This window comes from Mucilaginibacter sp. OK283 (assembly GCF_900110415.1).
In the GTDB taxonomy this organism is placed as follows: domain Bacteria; phylum Bacteroidota; class Bacteroidia; order Sphingobacteriales; family Sphingobacteriaceae; genus Mucilaginibacter.
Map to the genome: position 1 here is coordinate 78,869 of NZ_FODR01000007.1, position 11,645 is coordinate 90,513.

Consider the following 11,645-nt stretch of genomic DNA (forward strand, 5'->3'; position numbering starts at 1 on the left):
AAGAATAGTTTAATCACAAATTATTCCACGGTTATTTCATCCGCAAAAATGTACGATTGGTTGCCTTTACTTTCATGCCAGTTGGGCAGTGCGCCATATTGTTTGGCTATTATTTTAATATAGCGGGTGTTTAAATTTAGCGGCGCAGTAAACTCCTGGGTTTGCGAATTTGTATCCTTAATATCTACCTTGGTATTCACGGTGGCTGCCAACTTATAATTCCTGCCATCGTCAGATACCCAATATTGAATATATTTAGGGAACACTATCCACGCATTGCTATCTTGTAATGTGCCAATACTGACTTGTTTTACAGGTTTTATGGCACCTATATCAATAATGGCTTCCAAATCTTTGCCCTGGTAGCCCTGCCAGTTGCCCACATGCCAGTTTGTTGTGCCATGGATGCCGTTGATAAGCGATTCGTCGCCTTTATCTGCATAGTTGGGCAGGTATTTATTGACGAGCGTTAGTTTGATGTCTGTTCGTAGTTTAATAAAGTTAGCTTCGTCAACAAAGCTGCTTTTACCGTTCATGATAGCTATCGCCTTAACGGTTGTATTCCCGGTAATGGCAATTGGCTTACTGTAAAGTGTTGAGTTTACGGTAGGGGTTGATCCATCTAACGTGTAATAAATCCCGGCATCCGGATCGGAGCTTTTTATTTGTACGCTGATAGCTTCTTTGAATGATTTGGCGGGGGCTATAATGTAAGGGTTAGCCACAATCAAGCTATCGGCGATTTTTGAAGTTGGGCGTTCCAAATCCTGTACAAAAAGTTTATTGGCCAGTTTGCCGGCAAATACTTCAAACTCGCCGCCATTGGCTATATCGTCAAAATTGAGGTATAATTTGTTATAGGTTTTCTTGGCGAGGCTCATGCCCTGTAAATAAATATTGCCTTTGCCTATGCTTGCCCCGGAGTTGAGGATGGTAAATTGCTTGCCGTTTTCTAAATTAATAACCGCTTTATCAAACTGTGGCACCCCAACCTGGAAAGCCTGCTGCCCGGGGGCAATATTGTAAATACCTAGCGAACTCATGACATACCAGGCCGACATTTGCCCGCAATCTTCATTTCCTGCAAGCCCATCGGGTTTATTGCTGTACTCTTCATGCAGAATCCTGTCTATATAAAATTGCGTTTTCTCGGGCGATGCGGTAAAGTTGTATAGGTAAGCCATGTGGTGGCTTGGCTCGTTACCATGTGCATATTGCCCTATCAGGCCGGCCACATCCGGGATATCGCTGCCCTTTAACTTTGATTCGGTTGTGAATAACTCATCCAGTTTGGCTTCAAAAGCTTCCTTGCCACCCATTTTTGCCATTAGGTTTTCAACGTCCTGGGGTACCATGAACGAGTATTGCCAGGAATTGCCTTCAGTGTAATTACCGTTAATCTCGGTAGGGTCGAAGGGGCTAAGCCAGCCGCCATTGCTGCGGGCCTGCATAAAGCCATTTTGGTTGTTGTAAACATTTTTCCAATACTGGGCACGTTGAATGTATTCGGCATAGTCGTGGGGTTTATCCAGCATTTTAGCCATTTGGGCTATACACCAATCGTCATAGGCATACTCCAGGGTTTTTGATACCGAAGCATCTTCCTGGTCGGATAATACCGCGCCGTTTTTACGGTAAACATCCAGCCCGAACTGGTTGCGGTTCACCGCAGCTTTCATAGCGGTAAATGCTTTTGCCGCATCAAAATCACGAATACCTTTTGCATAAGCATCTACAATAACAGGGATGGAGTGATTACCAATCATGCAATAGGTTTCGGTACTGGCCAGCGGCCAAATCGGCAACAAACCGCCCTGATCATACATCGCCAGGAATGATTTGATGAAATCGAGCGTCCGTTTCCTGTCTATCAGTGCAAGCAAAGGGTTTTCGGCCCGGTAGGTGTCCCACAGCGAAAAAACAGTATAGTAGTTAAAGCCTTGCGCGGTATGCACTTGCTGATCCATACCCCGGTATTGGCCGTCAACGTCGCTGTAAATGTTGGGTGCCAGCATACTGTGGTACAAAGCGGTGTAAAATATGGTTTGTTTTATACCTGCATAGTTAATAGGTTTTGTCTTTTTTCCGGCAGGGGCGGGACCATAAGGGCTGTTAACATTACCTTCGTCGCTCAGTGCTGATTGTTGCGACGAGGATGGGCCGCCGCCTTCTACCTGAATTTTATTCAACTCGGTATTCCAGGTTGCTTTGGCTGCTTTCTGGACCTTTTTAAAATCGAAATCGGGTACTTCTGCATCCAGGTTTTTCAAGGCGCCTTCGGTACTTACTGCCGAAATACCGACTTTCGAAATCACCTCGCCCGGATTGTTAAACTGCAGGTACATTTTAATTTTTTTGCCCTGCGCTTTGTTTTTCCCTTCCAGTAATTCGTCGTTATTGGCTATGCTGTAAGTTTTAAATGCTTTTGAGAATTTAGCGTAAAAATAAACCTGTTGGTTGTTGGCCCACGATTTTGATTTGCGGTACCCGCGAATTTCGTGATCGTTCACCACTTCAATCCACGAATCCAGCACCTCGTCGCGGTGTTGCAGATCTATGATGATGTTGGCCTTTTCGGCACTGGGGTAGCTATAGCGGTGTAAGCCAACGCGGGGAGTAGCTGTTAATTCGACGCCGATATTGTATTTATCCAGCAAGGTTTTATAATAACCGGGCGTGGCAATCTCATTTTTCTTTTTAAACCCAGAGCGATATTCGGTGTTCTTAAACTGCGGCTCGCCGGTGGTAGGCATAAACAACACATCGCAATAATCGGGAATGCCTGTGCCGCTTAAATGGGTGTGAGAAAAGCCGTAGACAACCGTATCAGTATAATGATAGCCCGAGCAGCCATCCCAGCCTTCCAGTCGTGTGTCAGGGCTTAGCTGCACCATGCCAAAAGGCATTACCGCGCCGGGGTAAGTGTGCCCATGCCCCCCGGTACCAATAAAGGGGTTAACCAGTTGGGCGTAATCTTTATCTTTTCTTTTTTGTGCCGATGAAATATGGGATAACAAAAGGATTGCAGCGATAGAAAAACTGCTTACAATGGCGCGCGACGATGGCATATTTTTAACGTGTGGTATAATAACGCAAATTAAAACTTAAAAGCATATAAACGAAAAAACGCCCGGTTTATTAGCCGGGCGTTAGTTTAGCAAGGGGTATTATGCGTTGCGTACAACGCCTATCTTTTTCAAAAGCTTGCGGTTTTCGCGGCGGTGGATTAGCCGGTGAACAATAGCATATATGATAGGCAATATCAATAGTGTTAATATGGTTGAAGTTACTAGGCCACCAATAACAACTATAGCCAGGGGTTTCTGCGTTTCGGAACCTATACCCGTTGATACAGCCGCAGGCATTAACCCTATGGCTGCCATCAACGCCGTCATTACTACGGGCCTTACGCGGCTGATAACACCATCTAAAATGGCTTTATCAAGTGGCATATGTTCTTCCAGGTTCTTTTTAAATACAGATACCAGGATTACACCATTTTGAATACACACGCCAAATAAGGCGATAAATCCGATACCTGCAGAGATACTGAAGTTGGTTCCGGTAATGTGCAAAGCTAATATCCCGCCAATTAAGGCGAATGGCACATTCATGATTACCAAGGTTGCATCTTTGGCATTGCCAAATGTGATGAATAAAATAAGGAAGATAACCAGCAAACATATTGGCACCACATGTGCCAGTGTCTTTGAGGCGCGTTGCTGATTTTCGAACTCGCCCGCCCATGCATATGAATAGCCATGATCCAACTTTACTTTTGAGTTAACCTTTTGTTGTGCCTCGGCGATGGTGCTGCCCAAATCACGACCCCTTATAGAGAATTTTACGGCGATATAACGGGTGTTATTATCCCTGTATATAAATGCCGGACCAGTTGTTGATTTGATGGTAGCAATCTCCTTTATTGCTATTTTTGATCCGTTAAGCGTAGGGATCATCAGGTTTTCGATCTTATCCTGCGTGTCCCGGAATTGTTGCTGATATCTTATCCTGATATCAAACCGGCGTTCGCCCTCATATAATTCAGTTGCGGCTTTACCACCTATGGCCATTTCAATTACCGAGTTGGCATCGGCTGTTGATACACCGTATAATGCCATTTTACGTTGATCCAGTTCGATCCGGAATTCTGGCTGACCTAAATTGCGCAAAACACCAAGGTCTTCAATACCCTGAACTGTTTTTAAAACACCCAATACGCTATCGGCTTTGTGATCAAGGGTTTCAAAATCTGGCCCGAATATTTTTACAGCCAATGATGCGTTAACCCCGGCTACAGCCTCGTCAACATTGTCCCTGATTGGCTGAGAGTAATTGAAAACTGCGCCGGGTATTTTGGTTAACTGTTTATCCATCATACTTATCAGTTCATCTTCAGATATACCTTTGCGCCATTCCTTTTTATTTTTAAGATCAACCTGGATTTGCACATTGAAAAATCCTTTAGGGTCGGTACCGTCATTAGTTCGGCCAACCTGGGCAAGTGTTTGTTTTACTTCAGGGAATTTCTCCAATATCTGCATCATTTTTTGATTGATGCTTTCGGCTTCATTTAGCGAAACACTCATTGGTAACTCGGCCTCAACCCATAGGGCGCCCTCATTAAGGTCAGGAAGAAATTCCGACCCTAAGAACTTTGCCGAAAAGAAGGTGATAGCCATAAAGGCAACCGCAACTATCAAACTCAGTTTTTGATTTTTATAGGTTAAGTTGAACATGCGGCGGATACCGTTCTCGAAAAAGGTAACAACCGGATTATGTTTTTCCTTTACGTTTTTCTGTAACAGGATACTGGAAAGCGCAGGTACAAGGGTTAGTGTGAATATTAATGCCCCAAGTAATGCGAAACCCAAAGTATAAGCCAAAGGTGAGAACATTTTACCCTCCACCTTCTGGAAAGCAAAAATCGGAATTAAACAGGTGATGATGATCAGCTTGGAAAAGAAGATGGCTTTACCCATTTCAGCACCTACATTTTTAAACAAACCCAGCTTGGCAAGGCCGTTAAACTTTTGCATGCCTACTTCTTTAGCCTTATGATCAAGGGCAACAAAAATCCCCTCAACCATTACAACTGCCCCGTCTATAATTATACCAAAATCTACAGCACCCATTGATAGCAGGTTGGCGCTCATCCCTTTTATGCGCATACACACAAATGCAAATAAAAGCGATAAAGGAATAATAATGGCAACTGTAAGTGTGGTGCGCCAGTCGGCCATAAACAGGAAAACGATAACGGTTACCAGGATTATACCCTCGCACAGATTATGGATCACGGTTTCTGTACAAAAATCCATCAGGTTGGTACGGTCGTAAAAGGTATCAATCTTTACATCCTTTGGCAGGATGTTTTCGTTCAGGTCTTTAACCTTTTCACGGATACGATCTAAAACCCCCGCCGGATTTTCGCCTTTACGCATTACAATAATGCCTTCAAGCACATCTTGTTGCTTGTCGCGGCTTACCTGTCCTAAACGGGGTAGGCCGGCCTCTTTTACATCCGCAATATCTTTTGCCAATATGGGTACGTTGTTTACGTTTTTGATGATGATATTCTGAATCTCATCGATGTTATTGATAACGCCAATACCGCGCACTACATAGGCCTGGTCGTTTTTCTCAATCACATCGCCACCCACATTGATGTTGCTGCGGTTTATAGCGGTATAAACATCCAGCGAAGTAAGCCCATACTTTTGCAACAGGGCAGGGTTAACAGCAACTTCGTAAGTTTTTTCCTCGCCGCCGAAGCTGTTTACATCGGCAACGCCGGGTACAGATTTAAACTGGCGGTCAAGTACCCAATCCTGAATAGCTGTAAGCTCGTGGATTGATTTGGTGCGGCTTTTAAGCGTGTAACGATAAATCTCGCCGGTGGGGCCGTAGGGTGGTTCAACTTCAGGTTTTACACCATCTGGCAAATCGGCATTGCCCAGGCGGCTTAGCACCTGCTGGCGGGCAAAAGCATCGTCCACGTCATCATCAAAAATGATGCGCACGTATGATAAGCCGAAGGCCGACGTTGTACGCAGGTTAGCCTTTTTTTGTACTGAGTTTAAAACGGTCTCCATCGGGATGGTGATCATTTTTTCAACTTCCTCGGCGCTACGGCCCGGCCATTGGGCAATAATGATGATTTGGGTATTAGTTACATCAGGAAACGTCTCGATGGGCGTATTCATGTAACTCCACACACCAAGCACAATCAGAACAAGTGTCATAAAAAACACGAAGTAGCGGTGCCTGAGTGAAAAGTAAATTATGTTTTTAATGAATTTATTCATCTTTTAAAGTATCAAGTAGTTAGTATCAAGTAGCAAGATTTTATGGTGGTATCAGGTGGTTGGTATTAGGTAACAATTAACTGGCTGGCTCCGGTCTTGATACTTGATACTAACTACTTGATACTTCTTAAAATTAATCTCCCGCTAATGCATCATATAAAAGCAGCCCGTTTTTGGAGATCACTTTGTCGCCGGCGTTTAGGCCTGATGCGATGTAGGTGACATCATCAACTGTTTTGATAACGCTTACCTCGCGTACTTTTAAATCGCATTTGCTGTTGTAAACCACCACAAAGTTTTTACTGCTATCGAAAATCACTGCTTTGGCAGGGATTGATACGGATGTTGCAGCATCATTATTGGTAATTACTACATTGGTAAACATTTCGGGTTTCAGCAGCATATCGGTGTTAGGTAATACTACCTTTATCTTCATTACCTTGTTATCAGGATCGAGCACCGAGCTTACTGCATCAATTTTACCTTCGAAAACTTTACCAGGGTAAGCCAGTGTAGTTACTTTGGCGCTATAGCCTGTTTTAACCTTACTGATGTCAGATTCAAATACGTTGGCCCAAATCCAAACATCTTTCATGTTCGATATGGTAAACATGCTGCCATTGTTATCCTGGCGGATAAAGCTGCCGGTAGTAACATTTTTTTCGACGATATAGCCGCTTTCCGGCGCCTTGATAACCAACGTGCCACCTGGGTTGGTATTACCCCCTCCGTTAATAGCAATCTGTTGCTGAATTTTACGGTTAGCTGCTTCGGCTTTGTTATAGTTTTCTTTGGCTTCGGTGTAATCACGCTCACTCGAGATACCATTTTTGTACAGGTACTCGGCCTGCTCCAACTGGCGTTTTGATATAGCCAGGTCTGATTTTGTGGCCGTTAAGTCGGTATAATTACCGGCAACATCGGCGCTGCGCATAATGGCCAGGGTTTGACCTTTGGTTACTTTATCGCCAAGGGAAACTTTAACATCCAGTATTTGCCCGCTTGAAAAAGGAAAAACTTTTACAACGTTATTTTCATCATTTGAAACCTCGCCCGACAGGGTAAGCTCATTTTTTATGGCAGTAGTTTTAGCAGTATCAATGGTTATAATTTTTGCCATCGAATCGCTTACGCAAACCTGCTTATTTTCGGCTACGGGTTGCGGCTTGCCCTTGCAGGCGGCAAGCAATAGTAAAGCGGAGATGCCGGATAACAGCGTTTCTCTTTTCATCATTATATATGTTTTATAAGGTGTTTTACGATTTAATTATAGTAGTGCCGGTAGCAAAGTTGAGGTCGGCAATGGCTTTTTGCAGGTTGTATTGCTGTTGTAGTATTTTTAGCTTGGTATCTTTATAGGTATCAAAAAAATCGACAAATTCAATCAGGCTGATTTGCCGTTGCTGGAAGCTTTTGAGCATGCTGTTAAACAGTTTATCGTATTGCTCATTAAACTCCAGTTGTTGGGTCGAGAAGAGTTGCTGGTTTAATTTGTACTGATTTACAGCCGCTACCACATCGTTTTTAAGCTGAAGTTCATTTTGTTTTACAGTTGCTTCCTGGCTTTGAATATTGTATTTGGCCGATTTAATGTTGCCCTGGTTACGGTTAAAAAAGGGCAGGGGCAAACCAATTTGCAGGCCATAATAATTGCGGGCATAACTGCTGTTTTGGTCATAAGCAGCGCCGATAGTAACATCGGGCACGGCCAAAGCTTTTTGATACGCCAGGTTATGTGTGGCCGAGCTTAGCTGATATTGATTTGATAGGTAATCGGGCCTGTTTGTTTTGGCCTGCTCAATCAAACCTGGGATATCGAGGGTTACCGTCTCAACAGGTTTGTCGCTTATTACCGGGTATACAAAGGCTGTTTCCTTGGCTTGTAGCAGGGTTTTTAGTTCGGTTTGTAAATCGTTAACCTGGCGGTTATTCTCTACCATATCATTCTGCAGGCCAAAAAGCAAAGCTTTCAGGCGGATCAGATCTTTCATGGAAGTATTACCGGCATCAAATGATTTCTGGATGGCCGCTACCAGGTTCTGGGCCGAACTGATCTCATTTTGATAAACTTTTTCCTGAGCATTCAATGTAGCCAGCTGACTAAAATCCAGCTGAAGATTGTAGCGCAGGTTGCGCATCAGATCGGCAAAGGCTGCTTCCTGAACTTTGGCATCATCTTCGGCCACTTTTACCTGTTTGCCGCGTTTGCCGGCGGTAGCAAATACCTGGCTTAACTGCACAAATACCTGGCCGCTGTTATTGCCGTGGTAAAAGAATTTTTTGCTGCCGCCATCCCAAATGTTTTGGTCGGTGCTTAGTACGGGGTTATCCCACAGTTTGGCTTGCTGTATCAGCGCTTTTGAAGCCTCAATATTATACTTCTGTGCCAGTAAGGCCAGGTTGTTTTCCAAAAACTGTTTTTCGGCATCCTGGAAGTTAATTTTGAGTGTGTCGGTTTGGGCGGTGGCCCGGTTTGTATTACAGCAAAAAAATACAATTAATAAAAATAGCAGGGTTTTTATCTTAAACATGATCCTCTTTCAATTCAACGGGGCAAAAATTCATAAAGGGTATGAATTTTCTATGAAGAGGGTAAAAGATGTGCAGATGTGCAAATTAACTCGCCTGGGCAAACGCATCTAATTGGGTTAACATAACTTAACATATTTCAGATAAAACATTTATAAATATCTAAAAATCAATGTATTGTGTTTTAGGGTAGTTAACACTAAACTGATGTATTGCGCAATTTAGGCGCGTCCAAGTATTTGTGCCTGTTGTTGGCCAATCCGGGTCGCTTCGGTACCAATTAACTAATTGGTATTTAGAAGTTTGTTTTGATTTTTTTTCGTTGTTTGCATTCGGTTTAGCGGGATGGATATCAATTTTACATGGTCGCGATATGCTATCTCAAGCATATGGATTTACGAAAAATAGCTCCAATGCGCAAGTTACTACTTGAATTTACGTCATCTCAAAATCAAAAAAATTTAAGGAAATTCAAACCATAACCAACTTAGAAAATTCACACCAATGACCAATGACCAATGACCAATGACCAATGACCAATGACCAATGACCAATGACCAATCGCCTAAAGGTTTATTTCAAATTCATCCGCGTCTTTCAAAAACGGTAAGGCACGGCGGGCTTTCTTTACCTCATCTGCAATGATGGAGAAGGTGTACACATCGTCCTCATCGCGTTTGTAATAAACCACGTTTCCATTGGGATCGATACAGGTCGAATCGCCCGAGTGGTAAACCTCGTTGCCATCGTGGCCTACCCGGTTTACGCCAATTACATAAGCCTGGTTTTCAACAGCGCGGGCGGGTAATAAAGTGCGCCAGTGCAGGGCACGGCGTTCGGGCCAGTTGGCTACAACTATCAATAAATCGTAAGGGTTATCGGCAAGATTGCGCAGCCATACCGGGAAACGCAGATCGTAGCAAATCATGGGGCATATTTTCCAGCCGTTCAACTCCACCATAATTTTTTTGTTGCCGGCGGTGTAGGTGTTATGTTCTTTGCCCAAAGCAAACAGGTGGCGTTTATCATAATACTCATAAGTGCCGTCGGTGCGCATCCAAATGAGGCGGTTGTAGTAATGGTCGTTTTCTTTGATAATGATACTGCCTGTAACCACGCAATCGTGTTGTTTGGCAGTTTGGTGCATCCATTGCATGGTTTTGCCTTCCATTGGTTCGGCAAGTGCAGCGGCATTCATGGTAAAGCCGGTGCTGAACATTTCGGGCAGGATAATAAGGTCTGTTTTTTCCCTTATTCCGCCAGATAAGCGTAAAGTGATATTTTGTAAATTTTTATCAGTATTTTCCCAAAAAAGGTAGCCTTGAAAAACGGTAATTTTAAGATTATCCATACTTTTTAGTTCATTGTTGATGGTTCATAGATCATAGTTCATGGAACTTTTTTATCATGGTCTTGAACCCCTGTGAAACAATAGCAATCCGGCTATGATCCATCAACAATGAACCATGAACCGAAGTTAAAACAATAGCAATCCGGCTATGATCCATCAACAATGAACCATGAACCAAAATTAAACTTTCAATAACCTATCAACGGCTTTATCCAAAGTTTCTTGCCTTTTGGCGAAACAAAACCTTAACACATGGTGGTCAATACCCTTGCTGTAAAAGGCCGAAACCGGTATCGCCGCCACGCCAAATTCCTTAGTTAAACGCAGTACAAAATCGGCATCTTTTTCGTCGGTTATATTGCTGTAACGTACTGATTGAAAGTATGATCCATGGCAGGGCAGCAATTCAAACCGGGTTTGTTCCAGCCCCTGGCGAAAGTAGTCACGTTTCTGCTGAAAAAACTCCGGCAAACCCGTATAAGTTTCTTCATTTTTTAGATGCTCGGCAATAGCATATTGTATGGGTGTATTAACCGCGAAAACCAAAAACTGGTGAATTTTCCTGAATTCATGCATCAGGTAGGCCGGCGCCATACAGTAACCCACCTTCCAGCCGGTAGCATGAAAAGGCTTGCCAAATGATGCCACTATGAAGCTTCGCTGTTGTAAATCCGGGTAGCGCGCCATACTGTGATGCGTTTGGCCATCATATATCAGGTGCTCGTAAACCTCATCGCTTAGTATTAAAATATCCTGGTTTTTAACCAATGCGCTCAACTCGTCAATATCCTCCTTGTGCAAAATAGTAGCAGTAGGGTTATGCGGCGAATTAAGGATAATCATTTTGGTTTTGTGGTTGATAAGCCGTTTTACCATATCCCAGGCAATGCGGTAGTTTGGCGGCTCAAGCGGTAATGATTTTACAACGCCACCCATCAGCTTTATGGCAGGGGCATAGCAATCAAATGCAGGCTCAAAAATAATAACCTCGTCATTGGGGTGTATAACTGCGCTAATGGCTGTAAATATAGCCTGCGTGCCGCCCGCAGTAATGGTTATTTCGGTTTCGGGATTATAAACGGCACCGTAAAGCCTCTCGGTTTTTTCGGCAATACGCTCCCTTAAACTCATTACGCCGGCCATAGGGGCATATTGGTTATGGCCATCAGTCATCGCCTTGTTAACCAGTTCGATCAGGTCGGCCGAGCAGTTATAATCCGGAAATCCCTGCGACAAGTTTATAGCACCAACCTCGTTGGCCAGGGCCGACATTACCGTAAATATGGTAGTACCCGTTTGGGGTAATTTTGAAACTACAGAAATCATCTAAGGGCTAAAGTAAATAAAAAAGCACGAACCGGTAAACGTATTGATACGTATTTTTAGTTTTTTGAAAGTATTTACCGTTGTAAGAAAAATAATAGCGCTGCTGTAAAACAGTAAGTATGCGGTATCTT

At 43.4% G+C, this 11,645-nt stretch carries 6 protein-coding genes; all 6 read right to left on the bottom strand.

Annotated elements, in window-relative coordinates; translation table 11 throughout:
* Positions 1–20 precede the first annotated feature (20 nt).
* The 6 genes from BMX56_RS16995 to BMX56_RS17020 all read right to left on the bottom strand — a co-directional run bounded on the left by BMX56_RS16995 (position 21) and on the right by BMX56_RS17020 (position 11,514).
* Complete coding sequence (locus BMX56_RS16995; RefSeq protein WP_090650611.1) at positions 21–3,068, bottom strand: GH92 family glycosyl hydrolase; 3,048 nt, start codon at positions 3,066–3,068, stop codon at positions 21–23.
* 99 nt (positions 3,069–3,167) lie between these two features.
* Complete coding sequence (locus tag BMX56_RS17000) at positions 3,168–6,308, bottom strand: efflux RND transporter permease subunit (protein ID WP_090650616.1); 3,141 nt, start codon at positions 6,306–6,308, stop codon at positions 3,168–3,170.
* A gap of 133 nt (positions 6,309–6,441) precedes the next feature.
* Positions 6,442–7,542 carry an efflux RND transporter periplasmic adaptor subunit gene (locus BMX56_RS17005; protein ID WP_255369862.1) on the bottom strand — a complete coding sequence of 367 codons (1,101 nt, stop codon included), beginning with the start codon at positions 7,540–7,542 and terminating at the stop codon, positions 6,442–6,444.
* A gap of 22 nt (positions 7,543–7,564) precedes the next feature.
* Positions 7,565–8,839 carry a TolC family protein gene (locus tag BMX56_RS17010; RefSeq protein WP_090650621.1) on the bottom strand — a complete coding sequence of 425 codons (1,275 nt, stop codon included), beginning with the start codon at positions 8,837–8,839 and terminating at the stop codon, positions 7,565–7,567.
* A gap of 563 nt (positions 8,840–9,402) precedes the next feature.
* Positions 9,403–10,188, bottom strand: coding sequence for an amidohydrolase (locus tag BMX56_RS17015; RefSeq protein WP_090650623.1), 786 nt, complete (start codon positions 10,186–10,188; stop codon positions 9,403–9,405).
* 180 nt (positions 10,189–10,368) lie between these two features.
* Positions 10,369–11,514 (bottom strand): methionine aminotransferase, encoded by a 1,146-nt coding sequence (locus BMX56_RS17020; protein WP_090650626.1) that lies wholly within the window; start codon positions 11,512–11,514, stop codon positions 10,369–10,371.
* Between the last annotated feature and the right edge of the window lie 131 nt (positions 11,515–11,645).

Bases quoted from the DNA above. Each gene is read 5' to 3' on its own strand.
- BMX56_RS16995 (WP_090650611.1), bottom strand. From the start codon at position 3,068: ATGCCATCGTCGCGCGCCATTGTAAGCAGTTTTTCTATCGCTGCAATC.
- BMX56_RS17000 (WP_090650616.1), bottom strand. From the start codon at position 6,308: ATGAATAAATTCATTAAAAACATAATTTACTTTTCACTCAGGCACCGC.
- BMX56_RS17005 (WP_255369862.1), bottom strand. From the start codon at position 7,542: ATGATGAAAAGAGAAACGCTGTTATCCGGCATCTCCGCTTTACTATTG.
- BMX56_RS17010 (WP_090650621.1), bottom strand. From the start codon at position 8,839: ATGTTTAAGATAAAAACCCTGCTATTTTTATTAATTGTATTTTTTTGC.
- BMX56_RS17015 (WP_090650623.1), bottom strand. From the start codon at position 10,188: ATGGATAATCTTAAAATTACCGTTTTTCAAGGCTACCTTTTTTGGGAA.
- BMX56_RS17020 (WP_090650626.1), bottom strand. From the start codon at position 11,514: ATGATTTCTGTAGTTTCAAAATTACCCCAAACGGGTACTACCATATTT.